At 39.6% G+C, this 16,791-nt stretch carries 11 protein-coding genes; 4 read left to right on the top strand and 7 right to left on the bottom strand.

Annotated elements, in window-relative coordinates:
* Positions 1-92 precede the first annotated feature (92 nt).
* From H4J61_RS11770 to sbcD, 3 genes are all read right to left on the bottom strand, one after another.
* Positions 93-1,559, bottom strand: a complete 1,467-nt coding sequence (locus tag H4J61_RS11770; RefSeq protein WP_182185163.1) for an NAD(P)/FAD-dependent oxidoreductase — start codon at positions 1,557-1,559, stop codon at positions 93-95.
* Between the two features lie 87 nt (positions 1,560-1,646).
* Complete coding sequence (locus H4J61_RS11765; RefSeq protein WP_182185162.1) at positions 1,647-5,621, bottom strand: AAA family ATPase; 3,975 nt, start codon at positions 5,619-5,621, stop codon at positions 1,647-1,649.
* Positions 5,621-7,021: an exonuclease subunit SbcD gene (gene sbcD, locus H4J61_RS11760; protein ID WP_182185161.1), complete on the bottom strand. Its 1,401-nt coding sequence runs from the start codon at positions 7,019-7,021 to the stop codon at positions 5,621-5,623. Before sbcD ends, H4J61_RS11765 begins: the two co-directional genes overlap by 1 nt.
* A 441-nt stretch (positions 7,022-7,462) precedes the next feature.
* Here sbcD and H4J61_RS11755 point away from each other — a divergent pair, with 441 nt between their 5' ends.
* Positions 7,463-7,831: a VOC family protein gene (locus tag H4J61_RS11755; protein WP_182185160.1), complete on the top strand. Its 369-nt coding sequence runs from the start codon at positions 7,463-7,465 to the stop codon at positions 7,829-7,831.
* A gap of 52 nt (positions 7,832-7,883) precedes the next feature.
* On the opposite strand, the gene H4J61_RS11750 is transcribed toward H4J61_RS11755, so the two are convergent.
* On the bottom strand, positions 7,884-9,482 hold the full coding sequence (locus H4J61_RS11750) for an FGGY-family carbohydrate kinase (protein ID WP_182185159.1): 1,599 nt from the start codon (positions 9,480-9,482) through the stop codon (positions 7,884-7,886).
* Positions 9,483-9,870: 388 nt separating this feature from the next.
* Here H4J61_RS11750 and H4J61_RS11745 point away from each other — a divergent pair, with 388 nt between their 5' ends.
* Both H4J61_RS11745 and H4J61_RS11740 read left to right on the top strand, forming a co-directional pair.
* Positions 9,871-10,308: a hypothetical protein gene (locus H4J61_RS11745; protein ID WP_259363273.1), complete on the top strand. Its 438-nt coding sequence runs from the start codon at positions 9,871-9,873 to the stop codon at positions 10,306-10,308.
* Positions 10,305-10,499, top strand: coding sequence for a helix-turn-helix transcriptional regulator (locus H4J61_RS11740; protein WP_182136275.1), 195 nt, complete (start codon positions 10,305-10,307; stop codon positions 10,497-10,499). Before H4J61_RS11745 ends, H4J61_RS11740 begins: the two co-directional genes overlap by 4 nt.
* A 216-nt stretch (positions 10,500-10,715) precedes the next feature.
* On the opposite strand, the gene H4J61_RS11735 is transcribed toward H4J61_RS11740, so the two are convergent.
* The gene (locus H4J61_RS11735) at positions 10,716-11,279 is read right to left on the bottom strand and encodes a DUF2780 domain-containing protein (RefSeq protein WP_182185158.1); all 564 of its coding nucleotides are present in this window, start codon (positions 11,277-11,279) and stop codon (positions 10,716-10,718) included.
* A gap of 288 nt (positions 11,280-11,567) precedes the next feature.
* Between H4J61_RS11735 and H4J61_RS11730 the strand changes: the two genes are divergently transcribed.
* Positions 11,568-12,113: a VF530 family DNA-binding protein gene (locus H4J61_RS11730; protein WP_182185157.1), complete on the top strand. Its 546-nt coding sequence runs from the start codon at positions 11,568-11,570 to the stop codon at positions 12,111-12,113.
* A gap of 101 nt (positions 12,114-12,214) precedes the next feature.
* On the opposite strand, the gene H4J61_RS11725 is transcribed toward H4J61_RS11730, so the two are convergent.
* Both H4J61_RS11725 and H4J61_RS11720 read right to left on the bottom strand, forming a co-directional pair.
* Positions 12,215-14,248 (bottom strand): methyl-accepting chemotaxis protein, encoded by a 2,034-nt coding sequence (locus tag H4J61_RS11725; protein ID WP_182185156.1) that lies wholly within the window; start codon positions 14,246-14,248, stop codon positions 12,215-12,217.
* Positions 14,249-14,816: 568 nt separating this feature from the next.
* The gene (locus tag H4J61_RS11720; RefSeq protein ID WP_182185155.1) at positions 14,817-16,337 is read right to left on the bottom strand and encodes an MFS transporter; all 1,521 of its coding nucleotides are present in this window, start codon (positions 16,335-16,337) and stop codon (positions 14,817-14,819) included.
* Positions 16,338-16,791 lie beyond the last annotated feature (454 nt).

Here is a 16,791-nt window from a genome sequence, read left to right as displayed (position 1 = left end):
TAGCCAGATAAAGGCTTAACTCGCTAGCGCAATAAACCGCTCTGTTAATATAATCGCTATTTTTAGTCATGGAACGGCCGGTGGTTTATTGATTAAAACGATCTGGTATCAATATGCTCCATCTGCGGCTCTTGCATTTCATCAACCCATCGCTGCCAAGTATATGGCCATAAAATGGGGTCACCATCGGCATCTAAATACCAACTTTGGCAGCCACCTACCCAACTTGTGCCTTTTAATCCCTCTTTTACATAAGCATTAAAATCGTCAATGGCCTCTTGCTTAGCTTCAAACTCGTCAAATTCATTTTTACGCCATTTATTGATCATTTTAATCACGTAATCGCTTTGAACTTCACTCATGGCAATAACAGAAAAGTTACCTATGGGTGTGTTTGGCCCTAGCATTAAAAAAAAGTTAGGATAATTGGCTAACATCATTGACCGGTATGCTTTTATTTTATGCTGCCAAGCGGTGTCGATATGTAAATTGTTACGCCCGATTAGATTCATTGGTCGCATAAAATTAAAGGCATTAAAGCCGGTCGAAAAAACCAAAACGTCTACATCATGGTGTTTACCGTCTTTAGTGATAATGCCTGTTGCAGTAATTCGCTCAATGCCATCAGTCACTAATTCAGCATTAGGCTGTTGAATAGCTTTATAAAATGTTGTGTTGATAATGACGCGCTTGCAGCCTACTTGATAATTAGGTCGTAATTTATCTCGTAAGGCTTTATCTTTTATACTTAAGGTTAAGTTAGCATGACATAAAAAATTCAGTAAATGTTTTTGTATAAAGTGCCCGGTTACCGCTTTGGTAAAAATATGCTCTAAGAAGAATTTCCCTGCATTTCGATGCATTTTTGTAATCACGGGATAACGAGTCATGAGTTTTCGCATGGTGATTGAAAACTTAAAGTCGGGCAAATGCATTAACCATTGTGGTGTGCGCTGAAAAACAGAAACTTTAGCGCCGGCTTTAATCAGCTCTGGGATGGCCTGAGCGGCGGTTGAGCCAGTACCGATAACGCCAACACGAGTTGCCTCAGATATATTGACCTGGTGATCCCACTGAGCGGTATGAAACTTAGCACCTTTGAAGTCGTCTATGCCGGGGATGTCTGGAAATTTAGGGTGATGCAGGATACCGGTCGCACAAACAATAAAATCAGCAATATAGCTCTTATCTTTACTGCTTTTAATCGTCCATTTACCTGCATTATATTTTGCGTCAGTAACTTCTTCGTTAAAGCGTATGTCGCGTTTCACATCATACTTGTCAGCCACGTGCTCAAAATATTGCTTTATTTCTGGTCCACGGGCAAAAAATCGGCTCCAATTTGGATTGGCTTCAAATGAATAGGTGTACATATGAGCCGGTACATCGCAAGCGGCACCCGGATAGGTGTTTTCGCGCCATGTGCCGCCCACAGCGTCTTTTTTCTCCAAAACAATAATGTCAGTAATACCGGCTTGGCGCAGCTTAATGGTCATTAAGATGCCGGTCATACCTGCGCCAACGATGACAACCGACGGATTTCGTTTTACTTGGCTCATGGGGCATCTCAGTAATTGTTATGCTTATGGTTATTGTTATTTCTGCTTGATAGATAGTACTACTTTGGCTTTAATAACAATACCGTTTTAACCACCAAGATAGCGATAACAATCCGCTAATTCACTCACACCCAGGCCGCTTTGTTTCTTCACTTCTATTTGCACGTCAATGCGTTTTTTTAAGGCATCAACATGGCTTATAACGCCGATCATTTTGCCACTGGCGTTTAATGAATCAAGCGCAGACAATGCTATTTCTAAGGTGTCGTTATCCAAGGTGCCAAAACCTTCATCAAGAAATAACGAATCAATGCTCGTTTTTGCGCTCACCAAATCTGATAAAGCCAGTGCTAACGCTAAACTGACTAAAAAGCTTTCGCCGCCCGATAAAGTTTTAGTATCACGCACACTATCTGCTTGCCAAGTATCAAGCACTTCTAATGCTAAGTTGTCTGATTGTTGGCGTTGTAATTGGTAGCGACCATGCAAGCGATTAAGCTGCTGATTGGCTAAATAAACCAAATGAGAAAGGGTTAAGCCTTGGGCGAAACGTCTAAATTTAGCACCATCAGCCGCGCCAATTAAACCGTTCAGGTGAGCAAGATCGTCAAGTTCATTTTGTTGCTTAAGCATTTCATCGAGTAATGTTTGTTGTTCATAACGCTGTTGTTGGTCTTGGCTGATTTGTTGGCTTAATTGCCCTTGGCGTATTTGTAATTGCTTTAAGGTGTTAGAGCAAATAATGGCTTTATTATCAAACTCAGCAACCGATAAGTCATCATCTATTGCTACGTTTGCACTGAAGATTAAATCTTTGAGCAGTAGCTCATTATTGCAGGCTGAATTTTCACCCATTTCAATAGCGCTAACCAGCTGCTTAGTTTGCGCTTGCAAGTGTTTTTTATCTTCGCCAAGTTGTGATAATTGTTGTTGCACTTGTTGTAGTTGTGCCTTGGCTTGTTGACTTTGTTGCTCAATAGTTAACGCTAGTGCTTTTAAAGTGTTGCGTTGTTCTTGGGTTAACAATGCCGCTTTAAAGTCGTCTTCGGTGTCAAAGTCACTAGCCGCTAATTGCCTTTGCCAAGTTTGCGTGGCCACTTGCTGTTGTGGCATTAAACGCTTGATCGCTTCAACATTGCCATTGAGCTTACCCGCAACATTTTGTTGGCGATTTTTCTGCTCATTAACCCCATTTTGCCACTTAACAAGTAGCTGTTCTTGCCCTTGTTGCTGTTGTTTTAATTGTTGGCGTATTTGTTGAACATCTTGCGCGGCAAATAAGCTTTCGCGCTGCACTTTAGCGTCATTATGCTGTTTTTCTAGCAAACTTAACTCCGCTGTTATGCTTTGCTCAGACACACTCAGTTGTTCAATTTTACTGTGCATTACCGCCAGTTGTTGTTGTACTTGTTGCAGTTGTTCATGATCTGTCGCCACGGCAGACAAGGCGGCTTGATAAGCATGACTTTGTTGCTCAAGTTCATTTATCCAAGCTTGTTGTAATGACACCAGATCAACAAAATTGTTAGGCGTAATAATATTGTTGGGTGCGTTAACATCGACAATATTTGTATCTGTATCACTATCAGTATCTGCTTGATTAAAAACAGCGAAGCATGCTGGCATCACTAACTGACACCTTTGCATAAACACCGTTAACTTTTGCCACTCTTGCGTTATTTGTGTAAGTTTATCGATAAGGTTTTGCTTATTTTGCACGATTTGTTGTTGCAGTTGACTTAACTGCACCGTTTTATTTTGGCTCAAGTTCACTAAGTTGACTAACTGTTTTTCTAGCCTTGAAACTAATTCAGCTTGCTGTTGCTGCCCTTGTTTTAATTGCTGCAGTTGGTTATTAGCATTATTTAACTGCTCAAAGTTTTGTCGCCGTGTTTGCATGTCGGCTGTTATTTGCTCAAATGCTGATAGTTCAACAGCCATGTTTAATAACTCACGCTGCGCTAACCACTGCTGGGTTAAATGCTGCTGTTCTTGTTGTTTTATTGCTTTATTTTCAGTGACTAAGTTAAACCTTTCTTTTAAGCGCTCTTGCTCTGAAGATAAGTTTTTACCCTGCAGTTCAAGTTGTTCTAACTCATTTGTGAGTTGTCTTAAGCGCTGCTGATGCTCACTCTCCTCTGAAATATCATCACTTAGCGCTTGATAATCAGCAATGGCCGGGTGTTGCTCTGAGCCACATAACGGGCATGCTTCATCGGCATGCAAGTTTGCTCTATGGGCACTAAGCGACATAATGGTTTTTTGTTGCTCGACAATTAACTGCACGTCAATCAAGGCCGTTTTTTGCTGTTTATAATGTTCACGCAAAGGCGTTAACTGCTCAGCTAAGCGGGCTAATTTTTGATTATCTGTGTTAAGTGTTTTATCAATATCCTGCAATTCAGTGCTTAGGGTCTGGTAGCGTTGGGCATTAAGTAGCGCTTGTGCTTGCTCATTAATAGTGGCTTGCATGCTATGCAAATGCTGACTAAGTGCTTGCTCATTTTGACACTGAACTTGCTGTAATAGCTGGGTTATATCCTGCTCTTTCGTACTAAGGCTTGCTTGCTGTTGTTTACATTCAGCTTCAAGTTCAACTAATTGCTCTTGCTCTTTAGTCAGTTCATTCGTCAATAAGTTAGCTTGTGTTTGCCAGTTTTTATCTTGAGTGATCAGCTCAAAACTAAACTGTTTCTCATTAACCATTTGAGCCAATATATTGCGCCATAACGGCAAGTGCTCAGGCAATGTCGCCAAATGCCCTTGTTGCTCAATAATGCCTTGCGCTTGGCTAAGTTTATCTCGCTGCAATTGCTGTTGTTTGCTTAACTGTGTGCTTTGCTCTGTTGCTTGCGTTAGCGCTTCGTTGGCGGCACTTGCTCGTGCAATTTGTTGGATTTTTTGCTCGCTCAGTTGACTAATTTTGCTATCCAGCGGTAGCACTTGTTCAACAATTAATTGCTCAGTTTTATCTTGCTCAGCAAGCAGTTTTTCATGGCATAACAAAAAATCTGTTAGTGATTGCTCAGCATCTTCAACATGGCTTTTACTGTCTTTAACATCCACCTCAAGCAAGCTAGCTTGTTCATTAAGCTCAACAAGCTGTTGATTAACATAATTGTGTTGTTGGTAATCAGCGCGTAAATTTTCAGCCGGTCCTGACAAAGCTAACGCTTGTAACTCTGTAGCATGGTGATGCTGTTTTTGCTCTGCTGATGCTTGTTGTTGCTCAGCAAGTAATTTTTGTTTATTGGCTTGTTGTACGTTCATTAACCAACTGCGAATTTGCTGCCAATGAGCTATTTGTGCTTCAAAAGGTTGCTGCTGCAAAGTTACCTTGTTCAGCTCAGCGTTAATTTGCTGTTGTTGCTCGGCGCTTAATAATTGCATACCAGTACTTTTAGCCTGCAATAACTTTAACTCGTTACTGGCCTCTTTATGTTGTTCAAATACCGCTTTTGAAATATCACCATAAATTTCACTGCCCGTTAGCTCTTCTAATAAATCAGCGCGTTCATTGGCGGGGGCATTTAAAAAGGCAGCAAACTCCCCCTGCGACAGCATCATAGACTTTCTAAAGCGAGAAAAATCCAAGCCGGTTATTCGCGCTATTTCTGTTCGAATATCAGAGACTTTAGTGGCAATAACTTCGGCTTCACCCGCGGCTATTTCACTGTCACCTTCGCCATTAAGTTCACCTGTAGTGATTAACTTTGCTAACTCGGCCGTCGGTTTTTGTAGATTACCTTCGACACTGTTTTTGGCTCGGCGTTGACTCCAAAAGGCTCTATAGGCTTGCCCTTTAACTTCAAATTCAACCTCAGCTAAACAACTCGCGGTATGTCGGGTCATTAACTGGTTTTGCTTATCTGAAATAGTAAGTCGTGGTGTTTGATGATATAACGCCAAACACATGGCATCGAGTATGGTGGTTTTGCCTGCTCCAGTGGGGCCAATAATGGCAAAAAGCGCACTGGTATCAAAGGGTGACTGAGTAAAGTCAATTTTCCAATGACCTTTTAAAGAATTGATATTTTCAAAGCGTAGCGATAATATTTTCATTATTTTTGCTCAGTTTTGCTGGTCGAGCTACTATGTGCTTCACTGTGCTCTGAAAGCGATTGCTTGCTTGAGTTAACCAGTTGCGTTTGTTCTGCAATAGTAAGGTATAAACTATTTAAGCGCGTTTTACGTTGTTGCTGCTCGTCACTGTCCCATGGTTCTAGCGCCATGCGCGCGTCAAATACTTCTTGAACACTTAATTCACTTAAGGTGACTTTCTTCTCATGGCTGGGCATTTGTTGGCGCGACTTTTTACTGCGTCTGACTAATAACACTTCAACGGGCAATGATTTGACTATTTGCTCAATGCGCACGCTTAAATCTTGTAAGTATTCTGCACTTTCAATTTCGATATCGAGCCAGATTTTTTCTTGGGCTGGTCTTTCATCATGGGTGATTTTTGCTTCTACACTTGATGATTCTGTACTTAATGATTCTGCAATGTTTGAGTCTTCATTTTTCAATGTAATGCTTTTCGACTCAACAACACTAGCAATGTCTTCAGCCAGTGTTTCTAAATGGGTTTTTACCATAGCTAAAGGTTGAAAGCATGGCAGGTTACATAGCTCCGTACTGCTAAGTTCGCCATTGTTAAATTCTGCAATAACAATACTTTTTTGGGTATTAGCTTCATCAAAACTTAATGCGATGGGTGAGCCGCTATAACGAATATGCTCACTCTTGGTTACTTTTTGTGGTCGATGGATATGGCCTAAAGCTATGTAGTCAGCCGCCGGAAATTCACTGGCGGGAAAGGCTTCTAAGGTGCCAATATAAATATCACGCACAGACTCACTGGTTGATGCGCCAATAGTGGTTAAATGCCCGGTGGCAATAATAGGTAAGCGATTACCATCAGCTTGATTAAGCTGCGACAAGCCCTGCGCTTGTTCAAATAAGACTTGATAATGTTCAGTAATAGCTTGCTGCAGTGAACGTTGTTTTTCATTGGCCGATTGCCCAGCGTAGCTTTTAACAATATCGCGCGGCCGAATAAATGGAATAGCGCAAATCACCGCTTGCTGCTCAGTTTTAAGGCTGTTAAGCACAAATACTTGCTCGGCCATATTATTGCTGACGGCAGAAATAACTCGTGTTGACAGTTGCTGCAATATTTTTTGCGACTCGGTGAGCATGGCAACTGAGTCATGATTGCCAGCAAGTACGACTAATTGACACTGTGTTTGATGCAACTTAGCAATAAAATCAAAATACATTTCACGGGCATAACTTGGTGGTGTACCGGTATCAAAAATATCACCAGCGACAATAATGGCGTCAATCTGCTGGCTTTTTGATTGTTCAATTAACCAATTTAAGAATTGCTGATGTTCAGGTGCACGACTTTTGCCATAAAAATGTTGGCCTAAGTGCCAGTCAGATGTGTGAATAATTCGCATAATGTAGTGCACGCCAAAGTCATAAAAACCAAAGCAATTATTCTACCGACTCTCTACCAAGCTTGCTACTAGCCAGTAAAAAAACCTTTAAAAAGTACCATAATAAAATAATTCACAGGGAGAAAGGAATGAGGACTTCAGGAGAAGTAGAATATCAGCTGCTCTGCTGCTCTTAAATGCTGCTCTACTCATTCCTTTCTCATGCCTTCCTCCTTGTAAAAATAATAAAACAACTCACCGGGAAAAAAGAATGAGGACCTCAGGAGAAGTAAAATATCAGCTGTTCTGCTGCTCTACTTATTCCTTTCCCCCCTGTAAAAAGTACGATAATTAAATGAACACTTTCTCGATGTGGCTAATTAAATTACTCAACTATACTTATACCAACGTCAAGGTCGTCCTTGTTCGATATGAATACCATAAATAACAAAGGAAAATGTCATGGAGAATCAGATTGTTTGGGTTGATATTCCGGTTATAGATTTATCCCGCGCTATTGAATTTTATAGTGCGCTACTTAACGGTGAAGTAAAAAAAGAAGCCTTTGAACATTTCACCATTGGTATATTACCGCATGCTCAAACCAATGTTTCAGGCTGCTTAGTGCCATCAGCGCCTGAACAAATATTTACCTCTGGGCCACTAATTTATTTTAATGTTAATGGCCGACTTGACGACGCGATTAAGCAATCAGAAATGCATGGTGGCCGGCTGGTTGAAGAAAAAATATCCATTGGCGGACATGGTTTTCGCGCTATTATTCATGACTCAGAAGGTAATCGTATTGCGCTGCATAGCAATACGCCATAAGCTTCTGCCAAATAAACCCTATAAATCAAGCCCTTATAGGTTTTATTTTTTCTTACTCAGGATAACCGGTTATTTTTTTAATATTTTGATATATAGGTTTTAATTGCCGATACATTTTTAGATAAACCTGCTGATATAATTTATTATACAACACCACATTGGCTTGGTTGGGGAGAAAGCTTTGCTCGAGCCGCGTCATCGCACTAGTCGCTTGTTGGTAGTTTTCAAAATACCCCAGACCAACGGCAACATTAATGGCGGCGCCTAAACCTGAAGTTTCAAAAGTATGTGGCCGGTGCGCAGGTAAATTAAAAATATCAGCGGTAAGTTGTAATGCGGCATCTGACTGCGAGCCTCCGCCTGAAACCACTAACTTGGTTATTTTACATTTTTGACGTTTTTCTAAGTTTTCTTGCCCTTCTCTGAGTGCGTAGGCTAAGCCTTCTAAAATTGAGCGATAAATATGGGCGCGAGTATGCACGTCACCAAAGCCAATAATAGCGCCTTTAGCTTCAAGGTTTTTTAGCCCTGGTGACCAATAAGGTTGCAACATTAATCCCATCGACCCTGGCGGTACTTGCGCGACTAATTGATCAAATAAACTTTCCGCGCTGACCCCTAAAGTTTGCGCTTTATCTATTTCATTTTGACCAAATTCTTGCTTAAACCAATTTACCATCCAAAAACCACGATAGATCATCACTTCGCTATTAAAGTTATCGGGAAGGGCTGAAGGATAAGGCGGGATAAAAGCTTGAGGTTCAACATATTTAGTGTTGTTGGTATTAATGGTTGCTGTCGTGCCATAGCTCAAACTGGCGGTGTCTGGGTTAATACAACCTGAACCTAATACTTCACAGGCTTTATCAGACGCTGAGGCAATTAATAGGGTGCCTACTTTTAAACCGGTATGAGCGGCGGCGTCAGGGGTGATCTCACCCAGCACTTCACCTGGTTTGACTAAACTCGGTAACATTGAGCGTTTCACGGGTAAAGCATGCCATTTCCAGTCCCACGGGTGTGCCCAGTTTTGTTTTTTATAATTAAAGGGCAAATAACCCACAATACTGCCAACCGAGTCTTTATATTGACCGGTTAATTTGTAGCTTAAAAAACCTGACAATAATAAAAATTTATCGGTATTTTGCCACACTTCAGGCTGATGTTGCTCAAGCCAATTGGCTTGTGATTTACGACGAAAATAATCAACCACTTTACTTTGACCTATCAGGATAAATCCGACGCGCCAATACCAAGGCATAAGCTTATTTTTTTGGCATAAGCGTTGATCAAGCCAGAGCATAGCCGGTCGTAACGCTTGGCCATTTTTGTCCAAGTTAATCACGGTGCCACGCTGTGTGGTGACAGTAACGGCGATCACTCTCTTGCGATAGCCGTTTTCAATCACCTCGCTTTGCTGCCAAAGTTGCTGACAACACTGCCCTAACATTTGCCAAAAATAATCAGCCTCTTGCTCAGCCCACCCCGGATTTTTAGAAAAATAGGCTTGCAGTTCAATACGGCTTTTAGCCACTAGATTGCCCTGTAGATCAAATAACAAGGCACGAACACTTTGCGTGCCATTGTCGATACTTAAGATTAAATCACTTGTCGGGTTTTTTGTGCTTTTTGTTGCGCTACTTTCAGTCATACGTCATTTATACCAATATAATTTAAAGCTTCAGCAAATTATAAGAATTTTGCCCTAGGGTTAAATATCGACTACTTTTTATTGTTATTTTAATAACATCACGATGAATAAGGCAAACACAGCAGGTTAACCTGCGGGAATAGTTCACCTAGATTTTGCTAGGTCTGTATTTGTTGCTAAATATTGTTGCCAAATATTATTGCTAAATATTGCCACTAAGCCAATTTTTGCCAACGCCGTCAATCAAAAACATAAACCTCTGACTCATAAAAATCAAACTTACAAGACTAAAAGTAAACTAAACTTGACATAAAGTTCATCGTCACCCACCTTTAAAATGTAAAGCAAACTTAACTTTTAGTAAAGCAGTGACGACATAGGAGTCAGCATGATGGCAGACAAAAATAATGAAATAATCAGTAAAGCAAAATCTTGGCAGCAGAAAAATAAAAGCAGTACGGCAAAACTTGGCTTTTGGAGCACGGCTTGGGTATTAAGCATGGCACTGACTAATTTTGGTCCGCGATTTATATGGGACTTAAACATCAGCTTAACGGTGATAGCCGTTTTGCTAAATTTAGCCTTAGGTTTAAAAATGGTATTGGCTAATATCGCGCATATAAAAGCTTTAGATGAAATGCAGCAACGTATTCAACTCAATGCGATGGGCATTACCTTAGGGCTTAGTTTAGTGGTTGGCTTAACCTATTCAAATTTGGATGTATTAGACCTGATAACTTTCCACGCTGACATTGCTCATTTGGTGATTTTTATGGGACTGACCCACATAATTGCCATTTTTATTGGCAATAGAAAATACCAATGAAAAATAAACTGAAAGTACTGCGCGCCGAAAGAGACTGGACACAAGCACAACTTGCAGAGGCATTAGAGGTGTCTCGCCAAACAGTTAATGCCATAGAAAAAGGTAAGTTTGATCCCAGTTTACCACTGGCTTTTAAAGCCGCCAGGTTATTTAAACTGAGCATTGAAGAAATTTTTCAAGATGAAGGCTAGTGCCACTATGAAATTGAATATTACATATTGCAGTGGCCCCAAAATAGCTGCGCAACTGCAATATGCAATTTCACAGTAGCGCTAGGACATAAGATCAAGTCGCAAGACGCGAATAATTATTATTTTCAGCTCAGGCAGATATTTATAGTTATGGGCTGAATAAACCGCTTCCACATCATGGAAAAATAAGCCTTTGGCTACATCAATAAATGCCAATTAGCCTAACAGTTTACCTAAACCGTCAGTGAGTATTTTTTTTGCTTGTTGCCCTTGTTCTGTGTCCAAGTAGCTTTGTGCAGTAGCAATAAAATTACTGATCATTTCAGGCTTTAACCCTAAAGCTTCAAATTGTTTTTTAACATTATTAATCGATTTTAATGAATCACTGTATTGTGATGCTTGCTCAAGTAATCCACCTAAGCCATCGCTAGCACCTGAGTTAAGTTTGCTAATATCAGGCATTTGACTAACCAGCCCTTCAACACCCGGTATTGAGTTAGCCAATTGGCTAAATTTCTCAGTTGAGACATTATCTTTAACATAATTAAAAATAGCGCCCATACCACCAGCGGCTTGGTCTGCATCAACATTTAATGAGCTAGTTAACATAGCAACCAATCCATCAGTGCCTTGCTTAGCAGGAGTCTTTGACGCTACACTTTGCTCAGGTGTATCACCTAATCCAACAAGATTTTTTAAGCTTTCAAACCAGCTTGTTTCTTGCGCGATAGCCGAGCTACTTAACGTTGAAATAGTTAAAAGTACGATTAGTTTTTTCATGTCAGATATCCATTTGATGAAGAAGTTAATAAGGTGTTAAAATAATTATACAACATAAAGCAGAACTGCATGTACCGCTTTATCGTTACAATGCCATAACAGCTAAAATAATAACTGATAGCAATAACATTTGGCTGCAAAGCCACCATCAAGTTTAAGATGTAAGTACTTAACTTTTGCAGGGAACTAAAAGCTGTGCCTAAATCATTTTTAATTCCGACTGAAACAAGCATCTTGAGTTGATTTGGGTATATAATGGCGTTAAGTAGGATAAAAATAAGTCAAAATATGAGTCAAGAAAACGAACAATTACACAATCCTTTACATGGATTAAAATTAGACACGCTACTAAACGAATTAGTCAGCCACTATGGCTTTGATATTTTGGCTGAGTACACGCGAATTAATTGCTTCAAAAGTAATCCAAGTATAGCTTCAAGCTTAAAGTTTTTGCGTAAAACTGAGTGGGCAAGAGAGAAGCTTGAACGTTTTTATCTCTATGATTATAAAAACTTACCAGAAGCCGGTGAAGATGAATTCGAAACGCCACCGCGCCAACGGGTTATTCCGTTACATATCAAAGCTAAAAAACCAAAAGTATTGGTTCGGGGTGAAGCGATTATACCGCTAAGCAAAGATAGTTTTAAAGAGACTCATCGTAGTAAACCCGAAGATAAAAAAGCTTATAAACCTGAGCATAAGCGCGAAAGCAGTCGCCCTAGTGTTAGTGATAAATCAAGTCATAACCGTGGCGAAAGTCGTTCAAGTAGTAGTTCAAATAAAAGTTCAAATGAGAACAAACCATTTGACCCTTATTCTGATGCACCTAGATAGTCATGATATTTTTATCGCTTAAAAAAAGCCCTAAATAACTTACGCTATTTAGGGCTTTTTTATCTTGCCTAACTTAAAATCCAAGCCTTAAGATCTAAGCCTTAAAGCTTAAATCGTGCTACTGAATCAGTTAACGAACCTGCCAATTTATTTACGTCATCGCTTCGATTCGATAAATCTTGTGACTCTGCCGCATTATGTGTTGCTGCTTCGGCCGCTGCAGTCATAGTTACTTCAATATCTTGACTAAAACCAAGTTGTTCATTCGACGCAATGCTAATGCTTTTACTCATTTCATCAATGGTATGCAGTGCGGTGTCAATTTGTTTGATGCCATGGCTTAACTCTTGGCTTTTCGAAGCACATTCAGTGGCCTGACTTTGCCCTTGAAAAATAGCGATTTCCGCTGTTTTTGTTTCTTTTTGCAGGGCATTAATCATTTGCTGAATCTCAGCTGTTGATGCCTGTGTACGAGACGCTAATGATCTGACCTCATCTGCTACAACCGCAAAACCTCGACCGTGCTCACCTGCCCTTGCTGCTTCAATTGCTGCATTTAATGCCAGTAAATTGGTTTGGTCAGCAATACTACCTATGGTATCTAAAATGCCGCCAATGCTATCACTATGCTTACTTAAACGTGCCATGACGGCAACTGAGTCACTTAAACTGGTTGACAACAAATCAATACGCTTGCTGTTATCGTCAGCAATATTGTGTACTTCAACACTGTGTTTTGAAGCTTCTGAAACGTTGTTGGCGGTCAAATTTGCTTGGTCAGTAACATTTGATGAACTGATAAACATTTTTTCAGCAATTTGTTTGGCCTCATTCACTCGGGTAATTTGTGCTGATGTAGATTGGGCGATGCGGTGACTTTGCTCACTGGTCACTTTTGCTGATTTGTCTAATGAATAAGCATTCTGACTAATATTTTTCAACAATGAGGTTAAATCGTCACTAAGCTTATTGATATTGTTGAATAAATCACCAAACTCATCTTGGTTCTTAATGGTTAATCTTTGCGTTAAATCTCCCTTTGCAATCAAGGCTAATGATTTATTGGCCGTAGTTAAAGGGCCTAACATCGCACGAGTAGTCACCACGGCAATAAAAGTCGCTAAAACAACAAAGATAAGCGCCATATATATTGCTAGGTTTTCCCCTGTGGCAACTTTTGCTTTTGTGGTTAGCTGCAATTCATCAAAGCGTGCTTCAGCAAGCGATAACAATAAGGTTAATTGCTGGTAGGTCGCGTTAAAGCTTTCTACTGACAGGTTATAGCTGTTATTTGCATTAATGTTATCTTCAAGCGCCTGTTTTTTATCTTGATATAATGTACCTGGTTCAACCAATAGGTTATTTATAATAGCAAATTCAATGGCAAACTCTTCAAGTAAAGACTGATCATCAATACCGTCAAATAGTTGTAGCATAAAGTTGTAGTTATTAGAGACGTTGGCCGTTAAAAAACTTACGTCCTCTTTATGTTGAGCCAAAATATCGAGCTCAGAAATTTGCTGTAAACCTGACATAGTGCCTTTTAGCGTAAACAACATATCGTCTATGCGCGCACCAGTGCCAATAATTTCTACTAGTAGTTGAGCATTGTCGGGAAGTTCAAGTAATTCAAGATCAAGCATTTTATTACTGGCTTGATGACGACTTTCAAGAAATAATTGCAAGTTAATCACAAAATCTTCATTAGCTGAGGCAACATTTTTTTTCGCTAAATAAAATGTTTCGCTTTGGTTTACATAGTCTTGATAATGAACCTCGGCCTGTTTCAAAGCTTGCAGCATTTTAGGTTGGTCTGTGACTTTACTGCGTAAAACCTTAACAGCAGATTGAAACTCTTGATTTAAATTCGCGTATGCTTGCTCACTTTTAAGCAAGTTAGCGCTATCTTGTTGGGTGAAACCTGAAGCACCTACTTTTATCATATTAAGTAATTTGATTTGTAAGGCACTACTTTGCTTTTGTACCGGAACAGCTAATAACTCAACATTACTGTTGGCCTTGCTGATTTGTGTTAATGAATTATAAAAAAAAAGGCTTCCTGCAACTAATAAAATTCCTATTGTGCTAAACCCCATTATTATTTTTTGTTTTATTGTTAATGGTAGGTTGTACATATATACCTCTAGCGTTAGTGATTTTTTTATACTCGGGTAATCAAGGGGTAACCACTTAGATTGATAGTCGATTATAAATCGCTAAAACCAAATGCAAATAGTGGTCAAACCAGTTAAGACTAAAACATTATGATTGATTATGCATCTAAAATTTATTTTTTAGCAATTTTTATCTTAATAATTAAAGACTAAGTTAAAGCATACACTAATCTAGCGCTTTAAAAAGCTGAACTCCACTATCTGGCATTAAATCTAATTCAGTCAACATACTTTCAACTGAGTGATGGTTATGCGGCAAACCTTGACAATGTTCACTCATAAATTAAGCTCGATTTTTCAACCTTAAAGCTATTAGAACTGAGTAAAATTTCGCGCTATATTTACACCTTGATATATAAACTAGCCCGTGTCGGCACTACAAATTATGGTTATAACAATTATGGTTATAACCATAATAAAAATTACAGCTTTGCTACAGACTTTAGCTTGTTTATATTAATGATATAGCCAGTGTATATTATTTTCATCTGTACTCTTTTAGCTAGCCATTGACTATCTTGACATGATTTCACGACTCAGTAGAGGGGGTTAGTTTCGCAATTTCACTACCAAGCTCAGGCTTAACCGTCACTAAAGCTAAAGTTAACTCGGCTATATGCTCAGGTAAAATATCACTCATCGCTTGAAACAGATTTAACACATTTATATTAGGTAGTATTGCCAATGCTTCGGCCACTTCTATACCGCGCTGTGCATTGACTTTTGCCACGGCTAAAGACAATGCCACCGCAAGCGCTGGATCGGTTTCTGCCACCATCAGTGTGGTTTCTACTTCAGCACAAGGTCGGTATTGCGATTCGTGATACTCGGTACGAGGATCAAGTTCAACAGCAGAAGATATTACCGACCCTTGCATGACAAACTGCTCTTGTTCTTCTATCGGTAATGCCTGGCGCACCGTCATTCGAAAGACCACAAAACATGCTAACAATAACTGAATAAAAGCTAAAAAATAAAATAATGCATCGCCACCAAATTTATCCATCACAAGTGACGCAGAATAAGGCCCTAAAACCCCACCTAAGGCAAAAGCTAAAATCATTGACGACATGGCGGCAACTATCTCACTTTGGCGTAACTTATCCAGTGCTTCGGTAATACTTAATGGATAAGTACAAGCAATAATGCCACAGGTAATCGCCGTCGCTAAAAATACCGCCCATGTGATCCCTAACGGCGCTAATATAGTAACCGCAATCCCCGCACTGGCAGAGATGAGTAACAGCACCAACAAGACGGTACGCCGATCGAAACGATCGGATAAAAAACCAACGGGGAACTGTAAAATAAAGGCGCCAAATATAGCCGCCCCCATATAAAGCGAGAGCTGAAAACCGGTAATATCAAAGGCTTTTGCAAACACAGGTAATAAACTAAAAACAGCGGAATAAAGTATGCCGGAGATAAAACAACTGACCACGCCGAGTGGCGAGCGTTTATATAACAAGCGCAGAGACATTGAACTAAATTCTTCAACCACTGGCCCGAAATGGCGACTCAGTACAACAGGAATAATCGCTATACACATTAATATGCCGGCAATAACAAAAAGCATATTGTCTTGAGGGTTGGCCACATTGATAAAAAATTGCCCGCCAAAAAGCCCCGCCAGTACAACAGCATTGTAGATGGCTAATATTTGACCCCGGGTTTCTTTACTTGAACTATCACTAAGCCAGCTCTCCATTGCCGTGAACGCGCAAGCGATACAAAACCCCATTACTATCCGCATGGCGCCCCAAAGCATAGCTTCTGAGTAGAGACTACAAATTAATATACTCACCGCGCCTAATGACACGCAGCCAGCAAACATTCGAATATGCCCTGCTCTTTTGATTAAACTTGTGCTGTAAAGCGCGCCTATTAACAAACCAACATAATATAACGATAAAACAATACCGATTGATTCAGTGCTCAATCCGTCTAAATTCATTCTTACCGGCAATAAAACATTAATTAGGCCAATGCCTAACAATAAGATAAAACAACTTAAAAATAGAGAAAAAAGTGATATAAACGTTTGGCGCACAAATATATTCCTTGATATTACGTTTAAAAATAAAAGTAATTATTGCCGATTTTATGTGAAAAAAACTGACCATATGCCAGCTTATTCATTGAGTTGAGCTTATCAAAAACTAGCATATTTATTGCAGAACCTCAGTATAAGCAACAACGTCAGCTAGTCTTTATTTTCCTGCTAAGCCAAGCGTAATTGTAACAGTTCTATTAAGAAATCGTGCAGCAAAATATCTCACTTTTTTTAAAAATCAGCCAATGTAAATAACAGCAATATATAGTATTTTTGCAGCAACTCAGTGGATAATTAAATGCAGGTTTAAATTTAGGCTTAAATGCAGGATTAAAATGATTCGTGCTTGAAAATGATCTAAACGACAGCTATCAGTTGCTAGCAGGCCAATCATCTAATGATAATTAAGCTTTTATATTCTCCCTCATCATAAAAATGAACATCATAATGT

It is taken from the genome of Colwellia sp. MB3u-4 (assembly GCF_014077065.1).
GTDB lineage: Bacteria > Pseudomonadota > Gammaproteobacteria > Enterobacterales > Alteromonadaceae > Cognaticolwellia.
Note: the sequence above shows the minus strand (reverse complement) of the source record. Positions and strands in the feature narration are given on the sequence as shown.

Excerpts from the sequence above, each read along its gene's own strand:
- H4J61_RS11770 (WP_182185163.1), bottom strand. The coding sequence starts at position 1,559 with ATGAGCCAAGTAAAACGAAATCCGTCGGTTGTCATCGTTGGCGCAGGT.
- H4J61_RS11765 (WP_182185162.1), bottom strand. The coding sequence starts at position 5,621 with ATGAAAATATTATCGCTACGCTTTGAAAATATCAATTCTTTAAAAGGT.
- sbcD (WP_182185161.1), bottom strand. The coding sequence starts at position 7,021 with ATGCGAATTATTCACACATCTGACTGGCACTTAGGCCAACATTTTTAT.
- H4J61_RS11755 (WP_182185160.1), top strand. The coding sequence starts at position 7,463 with ATGGAGAATCAGATTGTTTGGGTTGATATTCCGGTTATAGATTTATCC.
- H4J61_RS11750 (WP_182185159.1), bottom strand. The coding sequence starts at position 9,482 with ATGACTGAAAGTAGCGCAACAAAAAGCACAAAAAACCCGACAAGTGAT.
- H4J61_RS11745 (WP_259363273.1), top strand. The coding sequence starts at position 9,871 with ATGATGGCAGACAAAAATAATGAAATAATCAGTAAAGCAAAATCTTGG.
- H4J61_RS11740 (WP_182136275.1), top strand. The coding sequence starts at position 10,305 with ATGAAAAATAAACTGAAAGTACTGCGCGCCGAAAGAGACTGGACACAA.
- H4J61_RS11735 (WP_182185158.1), bottom strand. The coding sequence starts at position 11,279 with ATGAAAAAACTAATCGTACTTTTAACTATTTCAACGTTAAGTAGCTCG.
- H4J61_RS11730 (WP_182185157.1), top strand. The coding sequence starts at position 11,568 with ATGAGTCAAGAAAACGAACAATTACACAATCCTTTACATGGATTAAAA.
- H4J61_RS11725 (WP_182185156.1), bottom strand. The coding sequence starts at position 14,248 with ATGTACAACCTACCATTAACAATAAAACAAAAAATAATAATGGGGTTT.